We start from the raw sequence: 19,060 nt of genomic DNA, 5'->3' as shown, positions 1-19,060 counted from the left end.
ATAGCTTTGAGGGTTCCTGCTATGTGCGCTAGCGTGGCGCGATGTGCGCGACCATGAGCTGGACGGTTTCATTGCCGCGAAACTCGTTGAGGTCCAGTTTGTAGGCCAGCTCGACCCAACGGATATTGGGGTTCGGCCAGACATCACGATCAACGCCAAACGCGATGGCATCGAGTTTCACGCTGCCGCACTCACTCTTGAGCACCATCTTCAGATGACGCTCACCTACCACCCGCTGCTCTACCAATTGGAAGACACCGTGAAACAACGGTTCGGGGAAGTGCTGACCCCACGGACCTGCGTTGCGCAGTGCGCGCGCCAGCTCCAGGTGAAACTCTTCAACCGCCAACGCGCCGTCAGACAACAGACGGCCGGTCAGGTCCTCTTCATTCAACTGGCGCCGCACTTCTACATCGAAAGCTTCGGCGAACGCCGGGAAGTTCTCCTCCGGCAATGACAATCCCGCCGCCATTGCGTGGCCGCCAAACTTGCTGATCAGTTCGGGATGCTGTGCAGCCACGGCGTCCAAAGCGTCACGAATGTGGAAACCGGGTACTGAGCGAGCCGACCCCTTGAGCATACCCTCACCAGCACTGGCGAAGGCGATGGTCGGACGGTGGTAACGCTCTTTCATGCGCGACGCGAGGATGCCAATCACGCCTTGATGCCAGTCCGGTTCGAACAGGCAAAGACCGAACGGCATCGACTCCAGCGGCAAGTCCTTGAGCTGGGCCAGCGCCTCACGCTGCATGCCTTGCTCAATGGATTTTCGGTCCTGATTCAGCTCATCCAGTTGCACGGCCATTTCACGGGCCAGGGTTTCGTCTTCGCAAAGCAGGCATTCGATACCCAGACTCATGTCGTCCAGACGCCCCGCCGCGTTCAGTCGCGGCCCGAGAATAAACCCCAGATCGGTAGAGGTAATGCGTTTGTGGTCGCGACGTGCAACTTCGAGAATCGCTTTGAGGCCTGGGCGCGCTCGGCCTGCGCGTATACGCAGCAAGCCCTGATGCACCAGAATGCGATTATTGGTATCCAGCGGCACCACGTCGGCGACGCTGCCCAAAGCGACCAGATCCAGCAATTCGCCCAGGTTGGGTTGTGCGCGCTGATTAGCCTCGAACCAGCCACTGTCTCGCAGCCGCGCACGCAACGCCATCAACACATAGAAAATAACCCCGACGCCAGCCAGGGCCTTGCTTGGGAACGTGCAGCCTGGCTGATTGGGATTGACGATAGCGTCGGCCGCAGGCAGTTCGTGGCCTGGCAAGTGGTGATCGGTGACCAGCACCTGCAGGCCTGCCGCTTTCGCCGCGGCGACACCTTCAACGCTGGAGATGCCGTTATCGACAGTCATCAGCAGTTGAGGCTCGCGCTCCAGCGCCACTGCGACAATTTCCGGGGTCAGGCCGTAACCGTACTCGAAGCGATTGGGCACCAGATAATCAACATGCGCGGCACCCAGCAGCCTCAGCCCCAACACGCCTACTGTGCTTGCTGTAGCGCCATCAGCATCAAAATCGCCAACGATAAGGATGCGCTGCCGCTCGTTCAGCGCCGTGACCAACAAGTCTACCGCCGCATCGATCCCCTTGAGTTGCTGATAAGGAATCAACCGCGCCAGGCTCTTGTCGAGTTCGGCTTCTGACAGCACGCCCCGCGCGGCATACAGCCGGGTCAGCAGCGGCGGCAGATCGCCGAGAAAAGGCAGGGTTTGCGGCAGGAGACGAGGTTCGATGCGCATGCGGTTTTTTTGATTCCGACCAGACGTTAAATAACTGACTAACTGAATTTAAATGCTTTTCTGCAGGAACTCACGAACACCGCGAGGCAGCGATGGCGGTCTGTCTGATAAACCGCTATCGCGGCCTCGCGGTGCTCGTGCGCTCCTACAGGAGGCGTCGAGACCTGGAGGACCTCAGCCGCGCTCGCCGGTAAGCCATTGCAGCTGGACTTCATGCTGACCACGATCATCCGTGACGAATATGGTCCCTTCGCTGATCATCACATCCCACTTGATGACCCGCGGCATGTCCTTGGCCAGCACCTCGAGCACTTCTTGCGGAACAGCGGCGACGTTGACGTTTTTCAGGTTCTTGATAGCCGGAATAACCTTCCCTTCCCACACGCGCAGGCTGCCATAGGCCAGCAGACTGGTACGTTCGGTACGGCGCGAACACCATGTCAGGCGATCAGAGTCAGGCTGGCCAACTTCGATCCAGTGCAGGACGCGGTCATCAAGACTTTTTTCCCACAGCGCAGGCTCATCCACATCCGAAAGGCCACGACCAAAAGACAGCTGCTCGTTGTACCAGAAGGCATAAGCCAGCAGGCGCACGGTCATACGCTCCTCGGTTTCCGAAGGGTGACGGGCAATGGTCTGTTTGACGGTTTCGTAAACCCCACGATCAAGATCGGTAAGGTTGAGTTCGAATTTGTATGTCGTGGACGGCTGGGCCATGAACGGGCTTCTAGATACGGGGAAAGGCGGCAAGTCTACCCGAAGCAGCCCCATTGAACGACCTGCTCCAGCCGATTGGCTGTGATGTCTGCAGTGGTTGATGATCCGGAGCGGTTTGCACAGTGACAAATACCCTTAAGGGGGGTCAGGCAAAGCCCGATATTCCTGGCGACGGGTTATGAGTGATACTGCGCGGCACGCTCGACCTGGAGCGTCTATTCTCCTGCGCGTCATCTGACGCCTATACTCCAGCCATTTCCCGGGGACGACATCCGCGATGCCTTATCGCAACTCGCATCCCGCCAGACCGACACTGGTCATCTGCCTCGCCCTGCTGAGTCTCATGGCTCTGCCACGCTTCAGCCATGCAAAGGACACGCTGATATGGCTGCTAAGGGACTTGCCTCCTTCGACGATTTTTTCCGGCCCTGATGAAGGAAAAGGCGCTGTCGACAGACTGATGCCTTTACTCATCGCCCGGATGCCTGAATATGACCATCTGCTGATGCGCGTGAACCGTGCACGCGGGATGCAAATGCTCAAGGAGGGCGTGTTTGCGTGCGACCCCACCTTACTGTGGACGCAGGAACGGGCCAAAAGCATTGTATTTTCGATCCCGACTTTTGCGGCATTCAGCAACGGTTTGATTGTGCGCCAGCAGGACATGGCCCAGTTCACTCCGTATGTGGATCGCGGCGTGGTCGATCTGGATGCCGTGCTGAAAAGCAAGATCGTGAAGATAGGCGTGGTTGCCGAGCGCAGCTATGGACTGGTCATTGATCAGATTCTGAGCAAGGTTGCGGACGACGAATTGAGCATGCATTACGGCGGCGATGCCGTTGGCAGTTTATTGCAAATGGAGCGACTGGGACGCTTGCAAGGTCTGATCAGCTATTGGCCGGAAGCGCTGTATCAAGCACGCCAGCAAGGAATACCCGAACAGGATCTGGTCTTCTTGCCGGTCAAAGGCGCTCCCAAATACCAGTTCACGCATATAGGCTGCTCGAACACAGTGCAGGGTCGGCAAGCCATGGAGATCATCAATCGCGAGATGCGGATACTGCGCGAGACGAAGCTGGTGGGATTCTATGCGCAGTGGCTACCGCCCTCAAAACGCGAGGAATATCTGGAAGACGCCAAAACGTTTTTCGAGAAGCCGGGCATGTAAAACGGAATTGCGCAGGCTTGAAAAAAAGAAACCCCGAGCAGCGGGGAGACTACTCGGGGTAAACCGTGGTCCATTCGGGACCAGTACGAACAGGTTGAGCCACCGGAGCACAGTGTCTGAACCTGCCGTAAAGAGTCAGAGCACTAATGGACCGTAAGGTTCCAGATCACTTCAAACAAAGCCCGGCGCCGGGATGAACGGACGACCCAAGGCTGCGTTGCGCATTGCCGCAATCACGCAAGGCTCGATGCGCCCTTCGGCCACCATCAAATCACGACGCAAACCATCAACTACATCCGTCAGCTGGCGTTTGTCACACAGATGCGCTGCGGTGAATGTGCGCTCGATTACTACTGCACCGGCTGCATCCTTGATAGACACCAGGCGCTCACCCAATGGTCCAACAGGCCCAAGGTCGGCCTGGTAAGGTGCCAGCGCTTCACTTAGCAGTAAGCTGATATTTTCCATCCGGATCACCACTCAACAATTTGAATGCAAAGGTGCTTATCAATGACCATCGGCATCGCTGGAAAGTTTCGATGGTTTAACGATGTCACCGTTCGAGCATGCCTGCCGAACATGACAGAGAAAAAACCATCGACCGGTACTGAGCACGATATCGAGTGATTGCGCATCACGCCGCCTCGTCGCTAACGTCGATCATGTCGAGAACCGACCGGGCTGAAACAAGAGCCACTTCCACCGAGCTGGACGGCGTCTGCCCCTTATGCAGAGCCTCCTCTAGCTCCAACTCCAAAAAGCCGACAATCACTTCCAGATTTCTGCGCATCTCATGACCGACATCCTTCATGAAAAGTTTTTTGGCATCATTGACTGCGCCCGCTTGTTCCTTGGCTTCATACAGTTGCGTTTCCAGTCGTTTGCGTTCGCTGATGTCGATCCAGCCACCCAGCAATCCCTGAACCTCGCCATCAGCGCGATAGAAAGGCACCGTCCAGTGCAAGGCATCAATCTGTTTATCCCCCAGTTGCATACTGCGGTCAGCGAAAATGGGCTGGCGCGTTTCCAGCAGTTTGATGTAATCCCCGTGCAATTGCTCCGCTGTCTCTTTAGGTATCAGCTCCACGTCAATCAAGCGCCGACCATTCATCTGCTCGAAGCTGATGCCCAGATTCTCTTCATAACTTCGATTACAGGAAATCAATCGCCCTTTCAGGTCCCTGACATAGACCGGGTTGGGTATTCCATCAAACAGCGCGTGCTTGAAGACCAATTGGTCATTGAGTGCCTCTTCGGCCTTGAGACGCTGATGGATCTGAGCCTTGAGACGGCTATTCCAGATCAGCGAAACCAGCCCCAGCGATAGGGCGATACTGAGTCCCCAATAGACCCAGCCGGGAATCCAACTTAACAGACTGGTTTGCTGCACAGCAGACGCCATCCACTTTGTGCGGATGGCGCGCATTTCGCTGACCGGAAACTCTTCCAGCGCCTTATTGAGAATACTGAGCAGCTCTGGCTGAGACTTGATGACAGACATTCGGTCAGGCGACCACCATCCCTCCACACTGCGACCAACTTTCAGCACGCCTCGCGGATCCAGATAAGCTCCTGCCTCGTTCTGAATAGTCGCCACAGCCCCCCCGGAAGCGACCAGTTGGCGAGCTTCTTCATAGTTGGCCGTAAGGATTAAATCTATACGCGGATGCTCGCGCCTTATGATGCCTTCCAGAGCATGTCTGGCAGGCAACGCCAGAGTGCGCCCGGCCAGGTCTCGCAGTGAATGCAGAGAAGCCTCTCCCGCGCGCAATACAAATACCCAGCTGTTACCGCCAAATGAATAGCTGAAATCGAGCATCTCCCGACGCTCTGCATTCTCTGCAAGCGTCGTGTTCATCTGGGCCTGACCGCTACGCAGGAGGTTGAAAGTCTGCTCAATATTCGAGGCTTCTTCATGCCTGAACCGCAGACCGGTGATGCGCGATATTCGATTCAATATATCGACATTAAGTCCGACCCACTGCCCATTCTTGTCCCGGTAGACGTACGGTGGATGCTGCTGAGAAGCAACTGTGACCACCGGGTGCCTGCCGATCCAGCGTCTTTCTGCACGACTTAGCGCGATTCGCTGACTGCTGGCGTTAGCGCCCAGCCCCAGAGTCCAGCGTCCCAGTATCTCCCGGGTAATCGAAGACCCCAGACTAGCCAGCGCAGTGTCGATCAGGGACAGTAACTGCGACTGGTCCGAGTGCACGGCAAATGAAAAGCTGTCCTGAGGTAACAGGCTGTTGAAGTGAACCTGCAATCCCATATACGGCCGCAATGCCATATAGGAGCGGACAATAACGTCGCTTCCTATGAAGGCGTCGGCTTCTCCATGACTCACAGCTTCCATGGCGCTGAACAGACTCGGGGCAATGATGATTTCACTTTGAGGGTAAGCGGCTCTTACGGCCAGCAGATCCTGATAGCCGTCCAGAACCACCACTTTGGCACCTTTGAGCTCCTCGGTCAGTTCTCGCCCGACGTTACGACCGACCACGACAGAGCGATCAGCCATATAGCCAGCAGATAAACGCAAGTCGTTATAACCGCGCTCAAAGTTATTGGCAGTGGCAATAATGTCGATGGTTCCCTCTCGCAGGGCATTGATTGCCCCTTCCGGCCTCGGGAAGCCGCGCACCTGCATTCGCACATTCAGCTTGCTGCCGACCAGACTCAGATAATCGGCACTGATGCCTTGATACCGGTTGCGATCGCTGGTGATATCCACAGGCTCATAATCGACCGTAACAACCCCGACGCGTAACGCGGGTCGGTCATCAAGCCATTCACGATCCGAGGCAGATAATTCCAGAGGCTCCAGAGCTATGAACGGCGCGACAAGGCTGAACGAAAGACTCCGTTCAGCATGGCTTGGCTGAATGAAAAACACAGCCAGTAATAGTGACAGCACACCCAGTGTGCTTTTTATGGGAGCGAGGTTCTTGCCCTCGAAGACGCCCGCTTTGCTTGCAATTTTCACAGCGACTAACTCATCCGTAAGTGTCTAAAACTCCCGAAGTGTGGCATGCAGAAATGAGAAGGCCCGCTGGGGGGCGGGCCTTAAGTTGTTACACGGATATACCGTTAGAGCGGTTTACCCCGGTTGCCATGCTGGCTAACGAAGGCCTGTATGGCTTTCAGGTCATTAGGCAAAACCGTGCAGCGTTCGTCCCGCTCGAACAAATCAGACAAATGTGCAGGTAGCTCTAGCGCTTTTCCTACACCCGCTTTCTCCACTGCTTCCGGGAATTTGACCGGATGTGCCGTGCCAAGGATCACCATCGGCGTATCCAGGCTGCGACGGCAGGCCCGAGCGGCCTTCACACCGATCGCGGTATGTGGGTCCAGCACCTCGCCGGTCTTCGCAAAAACATCCGCAATGGTCTCGCAGGTTTCAGCGTCGCTGACAGCCAGGGAGTCAAACAGCTTGCGGGTTTCGGTCCAGCGTTCTTCGTCGACGCTGAAACCACCGCCTTGTTTGAAGCTGTCCATCAGACCGGCGAGCGTGGCACCGTTACGACCATGCATATCGAACAGCAGACGCTCGAAGTTCGACGAGACCATGATGTCCATCGATGGCGACAGGGTCGCGTACAAGGTCTCTTTTACATACTGATTGCCGCTCATGAAGCGGTGCAGAATGTCGTTGCGGTTGGTGGCGACGATCAACTGATTGATCGGCAGCCCCATGTTGCGAGCAAGGTAACCGGCGAAAATATCACCGAAGTTGCCGGTAGGTACCGAGAACGATACCGAACGCGCCGGGCCGCCAAGCTGCAGCGAAGCGTGAAAGTAGTAGACGATCTGAGCCATGATCCGCGCCCAGTTGATCGAGTTGACCGCGACCAGACGTGTGCCCTTGAGGAAACTCTGATCAGCAAAGCTGTTCTTGACCATTTCCTGGCAATCGTCGAAGTTGCCTTCCACAGCGATGTTGTGAATGTTGTCACCAAAGATCGTCGTCATCTGCCGACGCTGAACATCCGATACCCGGTTGTGCGGATGCAGGATGAAGATATCGACGTTATCGCACTTGCGGCAGCCTTCAATGGCTGCAGAACCGGTGTCGCCGGAGGTTGCACCGATGATCACTACACGCTCGCCACGCTTGGCCAGCACGTAATCCAGCAGACGACCCAGCAATTGCAATGCGAAGTCCTTGAAGGCCAGGGTCGGCCCGTGGAACAGTTCCAGAACCCACTCATTGCCATTCAACTGACGCAATGGCGCAACCGAGCTGTGGGCAAATACGGCGTAGGTTTCTTCAAGGATTTTTTTGAAATCCGCATCCGGAATGCTGCCGGCCACAAACGGGCGCATCACCCGGAAGGCCAGTTCGTGATAAGGCAGCCCAGCCCAGGAAGCGATTTCCTCCTGGGTAAAGCGAGGCAGGTTTTCCGGCACGTACAAGCCGCCGTCGCTGGCCAGACCAGTCAGCAACACGTCTTCGAAATTCAGGGCCGGCGCCTGGCCGCGAGTACTGATGTAGCGCATAAGATTTCAAACCTTCGGTTTGAGCTTCAAGTTTCAAGCTGCAAGCTGCAAATCAAAAGCAGTCCGCTTTCACTTGCCGCTTGTAGCTTGTACCTTGCCGCTGTGTTTAATTGAGATGTTCGACGCGGATCCGGACTACCGGGCCAACCACGTCCTGCAAGGCTTCCAGGGCCTCAATGGCGTCATTCATGCGCTGTTCCACCACACGATGGGTCAACAGAATCATCGGCACCAGGCCGTCATGTTCTTCGACTTCCTTCTGCATGATCGACTCAATGTTAATCCCGCGCTCCGACAGAATGCTTGCCACCTGAGCCAGCACGCCCGGATGATCCTTGGCCTGAATGCGCAGGTAGTACGCGCTTTCGCAGGCTTCAATCGGCAGAATCGGATGAGCAGACAGCGAGTCGGGCTGGAACGCCAGATGCGGCACGCGATTTTCCGGATCGGACGTCATCGCACGCACCACGTCGACCAGATCGGCAACCACCGACGAAGCGGTAGGCTCCATACCAGCACCCGCGCCGTAGAACAGCGTCGAGCCCGCAGCGTCGCCATTGACCATGACCGCGTTCATCACGCCGTTAACGTTGGCGATCAGTCGATCAGCAGGAATCAACGTCGGGTGTACCCGCAGTTCGATACCGGCAGCTGTACTGCGCGCGACGCCCAGATGCTTGATGCGATAACCCAGCGCTTCGGCGTAATTCACGTCAGCAGTGGTCAGTTTGGTAATGCCTTCGGTGTAGGCCTTGTCGAACTGCAGCGGGATACCAAAGGCAATGGACGCCAGAATGGTCAGCTTGTGTGCAGCATCAATACCTTCGACATCGAACGTCGGGTCGGCTTCGGCATAACCCAGCGCCTGAGCTTCAGCCAGAACGTCAGGGAAGGTACGGCCTTTTTCGCGCATTTCGGTCAGGATGAAGTTACCTGTGCCGTTGATGATCCCGGCAACCCAGTTGATGCGGTTGGCCGACAGACCTTCACGAATTGCCTTGATGACCGGGATACCGCCGGCAACCGCAGCTTCAAACGCTACGATCACGCCCTTCTCACGCGCCTTGGCGAAAATTTCGTTACCGTGCACGGCAATCAGCGCTTTGTTGGCAGTGACTACGTGCTTGCCGTTTTCAATGGCCTTGAGAACCAGATCGCGGGCTACGGTATAGCCGCCGATCAGCTCAATGACGATATCGATTTCAGGGTTGGTTGCCACCGCGAAGACGTCGCTGGTGGTCGGTGTACCGGTAATCTGGCAGTTGGGGTTTGGCGTACGCAGGGCAATTTGTGCCACTTCGATTCCACGACCCGCACGGCGGGCAATTTCCTCGGCGTTACGCTTAAGTACGTTGAAGGTACCGCCACCGACGGTACCTAGCCCACAGATGCCTACTTTGACCGGATTCACTATGAACTCCCCGTAAAAACGGCCGGCTCGGAACCGACCGTGGAAAACAGCCGTGCATCACACACGGCTCTCTATTTACTCAACGGTCATGGGACGCGCTGACTTATTTGGCGCCGAGCGCCAGTTTGGCCACTTGTGCAGCGGGTTGGTAACCCGGAATCAACTGGCCGTCAGCCAAAACGATGGCCGGTGTGCCGTTCACACCGATCGATTGGCCCACTTCAAATTGTTTGGTGACAGGGTTGGCGCACTTGGGCGCCTCGATGTTCTTGCCATCGACCATGCGATCCATGGCAGCCTTGCGATCCTTGGAACACCAGACAGCCTGCAGTTGTTCGTCGCCCGGCGAGCCCAGCCCCTGGCGTGGGAAAGCGACGTAACGAACTTCGATGCCCATTTTGTTCAACTGCGGCACTTCGGCGTGCAGCTTGTGGCAATACGGGCAAGTGGTGTCGGTGAAAACAGTGATGTGCGATTTGGTTTCGCCAATGGCCGGGTACACCACCATCTCGGCGGTCGGAATACCATTGATGGTCTTGGCGATAGCAAGGCGCTCGGTTTTCTCGGTCAGGTTAACCGGCTTGCCGTCCTGGATCTGAAACAGATAACCCTGCATCACGAACTGGCCATCAGCGCTGGCATACAGCACGCGGCCGCCCTTGAGTTTGACTTCGTACAGACCGCTTAGCGGGCTGGCGCCGATGCTTTCTACCGGCAGCTCGAGTTTAAGCGAATCAAGGGTCTTGCGAATGGCTTGATCGGCGGGAGCATCCGCCTGGGCAAACATACTGAACGTACTGGCCAACGCAACGGCTGCGGCGGCGATAATCGTGGTCACGCGCATGAAAACTCCTCGGGCGGTGGGCAGACTGGCTTGGGCAAAAAAAGCGCCCGTCAGCTTCAATCTGCGAAACCGGCAAAGACTACCACATAAGGGCCGTAAACCTTACCCGGACCGACACAGACGGCCTGCAAAAGATACCGCCCTGACCTTTCAGCCGCGCGGGTGATGTTTGGCGTGCATGTCCTGTAATCGGGCGCGGGCAACATGGGTATATATTTGTGTCGTGGACAGATCACTGTGCCCCAACAACATCTGCACCACGCGCAAGTCAGCGCCATGGTTGAGCAAGTGGGTTGCGAAAGCATGCCGCAATGTATGAGGCGACAGCGACTTGCTGATACCTGCAACCATGGCCTGATGTTTGATCCGGTGCCAAAAGGTCTGGCGGGTCATCTGCTCGCCCCGCTGACTGGGAAACAACACATCACTGGGACGCCCCGCCAGCAATTCATCGCGCGCCCCGCGCATGTAGCGTTCGATCCAGACAATAGCCTCTTCGCCCATGGGGACCAGACGCTCCTTGCTGCCCTTGCCCATCACCCTCAATACACCCTGACGGAGATTGACCTGTTCCAGGGTCAGACTGATCAGCTCGGTAACTCGCAAGCCGCAGGCATAGAGCACCTCGAGCATGGCTTTGTCCCGCTGGCCGATAGCTTCGCTCAGGTCAGGTGCAGCCAGTAACGCATCAACGTCTGCTTCCGACAATGACTTGGGCAATGGCCTGCCAAGCTGAGGCATGTCCACCTGCAGCGTGGGATCGACCTGTATCAGTTTTTCTCTCAGCAGGTAACGGTAGAAGCCACGGGCACCTGAAAGAAACCGTGCCGTGGAGCGAGGCTTGTAGGCCTTATCCACTCGCCAGGCCAGATGATCAAGAATCGCCGAGCGTCCAACATTGATCAATTCCAGGCCTTGCTCCTGCAACCAGCCGTTGAACAAGGCAAGATCACTGCGATAGGCATCACGCGTATTGTCCGAGAGCCCCTTCTCCAGCCAAAGGGCATCAAGAAACCGGTCGATCAGAGGGTCATCGATAGCAGACATGGGTATTCGCGCTTGAGCAGTGCTACATAAGTTACAGACTGAGGACAATAAAACCCCAGACGCAAAAAAGCAGCCCTTAGGCTGCTTTTTTCTTGCATCGAAAAACTGTACTCAGGACAGTTTTTCCTTGATGCGAGCTGCTTTACCGGACAGGTCACGCAGGTAGTACAGTTTGGCTTTGCGAACGTCACCGCGACGCTTCACAGCCAGGCTGTCGATTTGCGGGCTGTAGGTCTGGAAAGTACGCTCAACGCCAACACCGTTGGAGATTTTACGAACAGTGAAAGCACTGTTCACGCCACGGTTACGCTTGGCAATTACTACGCCTTCGAACGCCTGCAGACGAGCGCGGTCGCCTTCCTTCACTTTCACCTGAACGACAACAGTGTCGCCCGGGGCAAAGGTAGGGATCTCTTTGGTCATCTGCTCTGCTTCGAGTGCAAGGATGATTTTGTTAGTCATGCTGTGCTCCTAAGGTAAATCGTCCGATCTACCATCGATACGTTAACTATCGTCCCGTTCGCGGATGTATTCCGCGAGCAGCTTCTTCTCTTCTCCAGAAAGCGAGCGGCTTTCCAGAAGATCGGCGCGTCGTTCATAGGTCCGCCCGAGGGACTGCTGTAAACGCCAACGCCGGATGTGCGCGTGATTGCCACTTAGCAACACGTCGGGAACACGCTGATCCGCATACACCTCCGGTCGGGTGTAATGCGGGCAATCCAGCAGACCATCAGTGAAGGAATCTTCCTCCGCAGAGTCCGCATGCCCTAAAGCTCCAGGCAGCAGCCGCGTAACCGCATCGATCAGCACCATTGCCGGCAGCTCGCCGCCAGACAGTACATAGTCACCAATCGACCACTCTTCATCGACATGAGCATCAATAAAACGCTCGTCAATGCCTTCATAACGACCGGCGATGAGGATAATCGCTTCCCCCTGCGCCAGTTCGCGTACCGCAGACTGATTCAGTTGGCGGCCTTGTGGCGACAGGTAAATCACCTTCGCCGCATCCCCTGCCGCTTGCCTGGCCTGAACCAGAGCATCTTCAAGGGGCTTGATCTTCATCACCATGCCCGGACCACCGCCAAATGGGCGATCGTCAACAGTGTGATGTCGATCCGTGGTGTAGTCCCGCGGATTCCAACAAGTCAGCTGTAACAGCCCTTGTTTCACCGCACGGCTGGTAATGCCGTATTCGCTGATGGCGGAAAACATCTCGGGAAACAGACTGATCACTTCTATGCGCAGGCTAGCCATTGCTTAGAAGTCCGAATCCCATTCCACCTTCATCTCGCCAGCTTCCAGATCAACTGCCAACACGCATTGCTCCGTATAGGGCAACAAACGTTCGCGATCATCCAGGCTGCCAGCGCAGGGCTTGACCACCATTACATCGTTCGAGCCTGTCTCCAGCAGATGATCGATCTTCCCGAGCAATTGCCCTTGATGGTCGATAACCTTGAGACCCTCCAGCTGGTACCAGTAGTACTCGCCATCGGTGAGATCAGGGAACAGGTTGCGCGGCACACAGATTTCAAAACCGGCCAGAAGACGAGCTTCTTCACGGTCATCGAGACCTTTGAGCTTTGCGACCAGGAACTTGTTTTGCAAGCGTCCGCTGACCAGCTCTACCTGTTTAACGCTGCCTTCGCGCCGAAGCGTCCAGGTTTTGTAATCCAACAGGTTTCCAATCGGATCAGTAAAGGAAAAGACCTTCACTTCGCCGCGAACGCCATGTACCGAATAAATCTTGCCAATGACGATCAAGTCGTCGGCAATCGTAGGCGCCGCGCTCATATTGCTCAGGCCGCGACCTTGGTCTTGGCGTGTTCTTTCAGCAACTGGGCAACGCGCTCGGATGTTTGTGCACCCACGCTCAGCCAGTAGTTAACGCGCTCTTCGTTCACGGACAAACGAACTTCCTGACCACGGGCAACCGGGTTGAAGAAGCCAATTTGTTCCTTGTGCGAACCGTCGCGCGCATTGCGGCTATCGGTAACAGTCAGGTGGTAAAACGGGCGCTTTTTGGAGCCGCCCAGAGCAAGACGAATGGTTAGCATTGAACATCGTTCCTGTAGTCGGTGCTGCAAATCTAAGATGCACAGCGGGCATAGGTGCCCGAAAGGCCGCATATTCTAAGGAATATCCGGACTTTTGCAAATGTCTTTTTCTGACACATGCTCTTGTGTCATCCAGATTTGCCAGGGAGCCGTCGCTTCCGACGGCTGGTGTAGACCCGCAAAGCGGGAATTTACGTAGGGGCGAGCCCCCATGTGGAATGCGCGCAGAGCTTCCTGCGCGCGATACATCACATTTTTGGCATGCCGCCGCCGGGCAACATTCCGCCCATGCCGCGCATCATTTTGGCCATTCCGCCTTTGGCGGAGAACTTCTTCATCATCTTCTGCATCTGCTTGTGCTGCTTGATCAGACGCCCGATGTCCTGCACCTGGGTGCCCGACCCCATAGCGATGCGGCGCTTGCGCGAACCACTGATCAGCTCGGGATCGCGACGCTCTGCAGGGGTCATCGAGTTGATGATGGCTTCCATCTGCTTGAACTGCTTCTCTGCCACGCCCTGGGCATTGCCCATTTGCGACAGATTGACGCCGCCGATACTCGGCAGCTTGTCCATGAGCCCGCCAAGGCCGCCCATGTTTTTCATCTGTTGTAGCTGATCGCGGAAGTCTTCGAGATCGAAGCCCTTACCTTTCTTCAGCTTTTTGGCCAGTTTGTCGGCCTTGTCCTTGTCGAGGGTCTGTTCGGCCTGCTCGATCAGGCTGAGCACGTCGCCCATGCCCAGGATTCGCGACGCAATACGGTCCGGGTGGAACGGCTCGAGCGCATCGCTCTTCTCGCCCATACCGATGAACTTGATCGGCTTGCCGGTGATAGCACGCACGGACAATGCCGCACCGCCTCGGGCATCACCGTCGACTTTGGTCAGGATCACGCCAGTCAACGGCAGAGCATCACCGAACGCCTTGGCAGTGTTCGCAGCATCCTGACCGGTCATGGCGTCTACGACGAATAGCGTCTCGGCAGGTTTGACCGCTGCGTGCAGCGCCTGGATCTCGCCCATCATTTCCGCGTCGATGTGCAGGCGACCCGCGGTATCGAGAATGACGACGTCAATGAACTTGAGCTTCGCTTCCTTTATTGCCGCTTCAGCGATGTCTACCGGCTTCTGGCTGATGTCGGACGGGAAGAAAGTAACGCCGATGTCGGCCGCCAGCGTTTCAAGCTGCTTGATGGCTGCAGGACGATATACGTCGGCAGACACAACCATGACGGTCTTCTTCTTGCGCTCTTTAAGGAATTTGGCCAGCTTGCCTGCAGTAGTGGTCTTACCCGCACCCTGCAGACCTGCCATCAGAATCACGGCAGGCGGCGTGACATTAAGGGTCAGCTCTTCGTTGGCCGCCCCCATCATGTCTTCCAGCTCGGCCTGAACGATCTTCACAAAAGCCTGGCCCGGCGTCAGGCTGCGGGACACTTCGGTGCCGACAGCGCGCTCCTTGACCTTGTTGACGAAGTCTTTGACGACCGGCAAGGCAACGTCGGCCTCAAGCAAAGCCATACGCACTTCGCGCAAGGTGTCTTTGATGTTGTCCTCGGTCAGCTTGGCCTTGCCAGTTACATGGCGCAGCGTCTGCGAGAGACGGTCTGTCAGATTTTCAAACATGCGCGATCCTTTCAGGCTCTTGGCGAACCCCGGTTGATGCGGCCCGGCCCGTTATAAAATGGCGCTCGGCGAGCCTGCGGCTTGAGCAGGTCGCGGATTATAGCGAAGACTCTGCGGCACGGACACCATGGAGTCTGCATCTGTGGTCTTTCGTGAAATGGCGGTTGTATGCCAAACTCAGCGCCTTTAGAGGCCCGTCCATCAGGATTTATGTTCCCTTTGCCACCCAGCCTGCTACCCAGCCTCGCCGCCGCCTGCCTTTATGCCGCTGCGACAATCTATCAAGGCATCCGCCTCAGCCAGGCGAAACGCGCCGACAAACGGCTGCTTTGCCTGCTCGGTACGCTGGCCGTTGTTGCTCATGCCTTCGGACTTTTTTCCCAGTTGATCCGCCCCATCGGACTTGGCCTGGACTTTTTCAGCGCCGCCAGCCTGATTGCCGTGGCGGTGATTGCCCTCACGCTGCTGGCGACCGTGCGCATTCCGGTTGAAAACCTGCTCGTGCTTTTATTCCCGCTGGGGATGGTTACCGTGTTGCTCGCGCAGTTCGCGCCAGTCGGCACCGTGCAACCCATCGTTGAAGAACCGGGCATCCTCAGCCACATCCTGCTGTCGATCCTCGCTTACGGCATGTTCACCATTGCTGTGGTGCAGGCGTTACTGCTGCTGGTGCAGGATCATCAACTCAAACACAAGCACCCTTCCGGGTTGATCAAGAATTTCCCGCCACTGCAAACCATGGAAAGCCTGCTGTTTGGTTTCCTCTGGGCCGGCTGGTCGCTGCTTTCGCTGTCTCTGATTTCCGGCTGGCTGTTCGTCGAGAACCTGTTCGCGCAGCATCTGGTGCACAAAACCCTGCTGGCGTGCCTGGCCTGGGTCGTGTTCAGCGTACTGCTGTGGGGTCGTAACCGTCTCGGCTGGCGTGGACACAAGGCTATCCGCTGGACCCTGGGCGGCTTCTGCCTGCTGATGCTGGCCTATTTCGGCAGCAAGCTGGTCCGCGAATTCATTCTGCACATCTGACGGTTCGCTGATTATGGATAATTTGCCAATCGCGCCGATGCTCGGTGTCGTGGTCCTGTTGATTCTCTGGGCAGCCCTTTTCACGGCCATTGAAACTGCCCACCATCACCTCAAAGTGCTGCGCAACGGCGACCGCCTGCCCACGTCCAGTTGGCCAGAGCTTAAATTCGAGCTGGGGAGCCTGATCCTCGCCAACACGCTTATCAAAGTGTTGATCACCGTAATCGTCACCTTACTGTCGGTGAACTACTGGTTTTACAACGGCCCGACACTGGCCTGGATCATTGTCACCAGCATCACGCTGATCTTCGCCGAACTCATCCCGCGCAGGTTGGCGGCGCGTCATCCGCAAGCCATCGTGCACATGGCCAACAGCTTGCTGCGTATTCCGATGATCATCCTCTGGCCGCTGGCCTGGCTGTTCAACTCCATAGCCAGGACGCTGCTGCGTCCCTTCGGCACGCGCAATAAGCAGGCCATTGCAGGCGATGAGGATGGCGAGCGCCCGCACGCGCATCATGACGGCGTAAATGAGCACCATCCCGGCCGCTCGCCCGTGCTGTCAGGCATTCATGCACTGGACAGCATCACGGTCAATGACATTCTGGTACCGCGCAGTGAAGTGGATGGCGTCAATCTCGACGACAGCATCGAACAGATCGTCGAGCGCCTGATCATTTCGCGCCACACCCGGCTGCCGGTCTACCACAACGACATCAATCAGGTTCAGGGCGTACTCAATACCCGGCAGATCAGTCATCTGCTGCCCAAGGGCGATTTGACCAAAGAACAGATCGTCGCCGCATGCTATGAGCCGTACTTCGTTCCGGAGAGCACTCCGCTGCAATTGCAACTGCTGAATTTCCACAAGCAACAGCGCCGCATGGGCGTCGTGGTCGATGAATACGGCGAAGTGCTGGGCATCGTCAGCCTCGAAGATATTCTTGAAGAAATCGTCGGCGAATTCGAAAACGAGCAAACCCTGAACAACCCGCACATTCATCCACAGGCCGACGGTCGTCTGGTGGTGGACGGTGCTGCGTCAATTCGCGATTTGAACAAGAGCCTGGGCTGGCATCTACCGTCCGACGGACCCAAGACCCTCAATGGTCTGGTCACCGAAGCGCTGGAAACCATTCCAGAAAGCGCGGTTTGCCTGAAGATCGGGCCGTATCGTCTGGAAATTCTCGAAACCGAAGACAACCGTGTCGCACGGGTCATGATGTGGCAGAAACCCGCCGCTCGATAACGTAACAGGCGTTTTTGCCAGACGTCCTTGCCAGAAGCCTCTTGTTATACCGGCGGCTCGATTCCTATAATCGGGCCGCTTACCCAGCCCGCCGATCCGTGTGCTACCCGCACCCCATGTGATCCGGCCAGTCATTCAGCCTGAACGTCTCGCGCATCTCCCTGGCCGTGCCCTACCCCCGGCATGACCAACGCCTCTTGCCCTTATCCGGGCTAACCTGATCAGCGCTGTACCCACAATAATTAATGTGTGCCGCCGTGGATCGTCGTTTCTGGCGATCACCGACAGGCACTATGACTGTCAGGAAGACCCGCATGACTACGACTTCTGCCACCCATGAAAATGAGAGCGCACCGGCTCGCCCGGTCAACTCTGCCACACGCGTCGCCACCGCCAGCTTCATTGGCACCGCTATCGAGTTCTACGATTTCTACGTGTACGCCACCGCCGCTGCGCTGGTGATCGGCCCGGTGTTTTTCCCGCAAACGTCCGGCACCGCACAAATGCTGTCCGCGTTTCTGACGTTTGGCATCGCCTTCCTCGCCCGCCCGCTAGGCTCCGCGCTGTTTGGACACTTCGGTGATCGCATCGGACGCAAGTCGACGCTGGTCGCCTCGTTGCTGCTGATGGGCGTATGCACCACGCTGATCGGCGTACTGCCGGGTTACGCGACGATAGGTGCCTGGGCACCGATTCTGTTGTGCGTGTTGCGTTTCGGCCAGGGATTGGGACTGGGTGGTGAATGGGGCGGCGCAGCCTTGCTTGCCACGGAGAACGCCCCAAAAGGTAAACGCGCCTGGTTCGGCATGTTCCCGCAACTCGGCCCGTCGATTGGCTTCCTCGCCGCGAACGGGCTATTCCTGACACTGGCCATGACGCTGGATGACGAGCAGTTTCGCTCCTGGGGCTGGAGAATCCCGTTCCTGCTGAGTGCGGCATTGGTGATGGTTGGGCTCTACGTGCGACTGAAGCTGGAAGAAACCCCGGTCTTCACCAACGCCATCGCCCGCCACGAGCGGGTGAAGATGCCAATAGTGGAGCTGTTCAGCCAATACTGGGCGCCGGTATTGCTGGGTGCCGCATCGATGGTGGTCTGTTATGCGCTGTTCTACATCTCAACGGTGTTTTCCCTGAGCTACGGCGTATCAACCCTCGGCTATAGCCGTGAGACCTTCCTCGCCCTGCTGTGCTTCGCAGTACTGTTCATGGCAGCAGCGACTCCGCTGGCGGCATGGGCCAGTGACCGCTTCGGACGTCGCCCGGTGCTGATCATTGGTGGCGTGCTAGCGATCCTGTCCGGTTTCACCATGGAGCCGTTGCTGACCCACGGCACGACATGGGCGGTGGCGCTGTTTCTGTGTATCGAACTATTCCTGATGGGCGTGACCTTCGCACCCATGGGCGCAATGTTACCCGAGTTGTTTCCGACCCGTGTACGCTACACCGGCGCGTCAGCAGCCTACAACCTGGGAGGCATCGTCGGCGCATCGGTAGCGCCCTTCTTCGCCCAGAAACTGGTGGCGATGGGCGGACTGAGCTGGGTGGGCGGGTATGTGTCGGCAGCAGCGTTGATCAGCGTGATTGCCGTGCTGTGCCTGAAAGAAACGCGTGAGGCGGATCTGGATAAAATCGTTTAGCTCAAATCTGATCCTGTAGGAGCTGCCAAAGGCTG

At 56.9% G+C, this 19,060-nt stretch carries 16 protein-coding genes and 1 pseudogene; 4 read left to right on the top strand and 13 right to left on the bottom strand.

Features of this window, described 5'->3' with window-relative positions; translation table 11 throughout:
* Positions 1-28 precede the first annotated feature (28 nt).
* Together recJ and AO242_RS03325 are read right to left on the bottom strand one after the other, a co-directional pair.
* Entirely contained in the window at positions 29-1,744 is a 1,716-nt protein-coding gene (gene recJ, locus AO242_RS03330; protein ID WP_099267655.1) for a single-stranded-DNA-specific exonuclease RecJ, read from the bottom strand.
* Between the two features lie 174 nt (positions 1,745-1,918).
* Positions 1,919-2,461 (bottom strand): YaeQ family protein, encoded by a 543-nt coding sequence (locus tag AO242_RS03325; RefSeq protein ID WP_027902612.1) that lies wholly within the window; start codon positions 2,459-2,461, stop codon positions 1,919-1,921.
* Positions 2,462-2,738: 277 nt separating this feature from the next.
* Here AO242_RS03325 and AO242_RS03320 point away from each other — a divergent pair, with 277 nt between their 5' ends.
* Positions 2,739-3,629 (top strand): TIGR02285 family protein, encoded by an 891-nt coding sequence (locus tag AO242_RS03320; protein ID WP_099267654.1) that lies wholly within the window; start codon positions 2,739-2,741, stop codon positions 3,627-3,629.
* A 171-nt stretch (positions 3,630-3,800) separates the two neighbouring features.
* Here the strand turns inward: AO242_RS03320 and AO242_RS03315 are convergent, their stop codons facing one another.
* The 11 genes and pseudogenes from AO242_RS03315 to ffh all read right to left on the bottom strand — a co-directional run bounded on the left by AO242_RS03315 (position 3,801) and on the right by ffh (position 15,116).
* Complete coding sequence (locus AO242_RS03315) at positions 3,801-4,097, bottom strand: DUF3509 domain-containing protein (RefSeq protein WP_027902610.1); 297 nt, start codon at positions 4,095-4,097, stop codon at positions 3,801-3,803.
* A gap of 169 nt (positions 4,098-4,266) precedes the next feature.
* Positions 4,267-6,546 (bottom strand): annotated as a pseudogene (locus tag AO242_RS03310) (transporter substrate-binding domain-containing protein); the annotation flags it as partial.
* Positions 6,547-6,719: 173 nt separating this feature from the next.
* On the bottom strand, positions 6,720-8,129 hold the full coding sequence (gene thrC / locus AO242_RS03305; protein WP_099267653.1) for a threonine synthase: 1,410 nt from the start codon (positions 8,127-8,129) through the stop codon (positions 6,720-6,722).
* Positions 8,130-8,235: 106 nt separating this feature from the next.
* Positions 8,236-9,540, bottom strand: a complete 1,305-nt coding sequence (locus AO242_RS03300; RefSeq protein WP_099267652.1) for a homoserine dehydrogenase — start codon at positions 9,538-9,540, stop codon at positions 8,236-8,238.
* Between the two features lie 103 nt (positions 9,541-9,643).
* Positions 9,644-10,384, bottom strand: coding sequence for a DsbC family protein (locus AO242_RS03295; RefSeq protein ID WP_099267651.1), 741 nt, complete (start codon positions 10,382-10,384; stop codon positions 9,644-9,646).
* Between the two features lie 150 nt (positions 10,385-10,534).
* Entirely contained in the window at positions 10,535-11,431 is an 897-nt protein-coding gene (gene xerD, locus AO242_RS03290; RefSeq protein WP_027902606.1) for a site-specific tyrosine recombinase XerD, read from the bottom strand.
* 111 nt (positions 11,432-11,542) lie between these two features.
* Positions 11,543-11,893: a 50S ribosomal protein L19 gene (gene rplS / locus AO242_RS03285; protein ID WP_027902605.1), complete on the bottom strand. Its 351-nt coding sequence runs from the start codon at positions 11,891-11,893 to the stop codon at positions 11,543-11,545.
* Between the two features lie 42 nt (positions 11,894-11,935).
* Positions 11,936-12,688 (bottom strand): tRNA (guanosine(37)-N1)-methyltransferase TrmD, encoded by a 753-nt coding sequence (gene trmD / locus AO242_RS03280; RefSeq protein ID WP_027902604.1) that lies wholly within the window; start codon positions 12,686-12,688, stop codon positions 11,936-11,938.
* 3 nt (positions 12,689-12,691) lie between these two features.
* Positions 12,692-13,228, bottom strand: a complete 537-nt coding sequence (gene rimM, locus AO242_RS03275) for a ribosome maturation factor RimM (protein ID WP_099267650.1) — start codon at positions 13,226-13,228, stop codon at positions 12,692-12,694.
* 5 nt (positions 13,229-13,233) lie between these two features.
* Positions 13,234-13,491: a 30S ribosomal protein S16 gene (gene rpsP, locus AO242_RS03270; protein ID WP_027902602.1), complete on the bottom strand. Its 258-nt coding sequence runs from the start codon at positions 13,489-13,491 to the stop codon at positions 13,234-13,236.
* A 248-nt stretch (positions 13,492-13,739) separates the two neighbouring features.
* A complete protein-coding gene (ffh, locus tag AO242_RS03265) occupies positions 13,740-15,116 on the bottom strand; it encodes a signal recognition particle protein (RefSeq protein WP_099267649.1) in 1,377 nt (458 codons plus the stop codon).
* Positions 15,117-15,326: 210 nt separating this feature from the next.
* On the opposite strand from ffh, the gene AO242_RS03260 reads away from it, so the two are divergent.
* The 3 genes from AO242_RS03260 to AO242_RS03250 all read left to right on the top strand — a co-directional run bounded on the left by AO242_RS03260 (position 15,327) and on the right by AO242_RS03250 (position 19,025).
* Positions 15,327-16,139 (top strand): cytochrome C assembly family protein, encoded by an 813-nt coding sequence (locus tag AO242_RS03260; protein ID WP_099267648.1) that lies wholly within the window; start codon positions 15,327-15,329, stop codon positions 16,137-16,139.
* Positions 16,140-16,152: 13 nt separating this feature from the next.
* Entirely contained in the window at positions 16,153-17,388 is a 1,236-nt protein-coding gene (locus AO242_RS03255; RefSeq protein WP_099267647.1) for an HlyC/CorC family transporter, read from the top strand.
* A gap of 314 nt (positions 17,389-17,702) precedes the next feature.
* The gene (locus AO242_RS03250) at positions 17,703-19,025 is read left to right on the top strand and encodes an MFS transporter (RefSeq protein ID WP_099267646.1); all 1,323 of its coding nucleotides are present in this window, start codon (positions 17,703-17,705) and stop codon (positions 19,023-19,025) included.
* Positions 19,026-19,060: the final 35 nt, after the last annotated feature.

Origin of the sequence: Pseudomonas sp. ICMP 561, assembly GCF_002699985.1 — a bacterium.
GTDB classification, from domain to species: Bacteria; Pseudomonadota; Gammaproteobacteria; order Pseudomonadales; family Pseudomonadaceae; genus Aquipseudomonas; species Aquipseudomonas quasicaspiana.
Note: the sequence above shows the minus strand (reverse complement) of the source record. Positions and strands in the feature narration are given on the sequence as shown.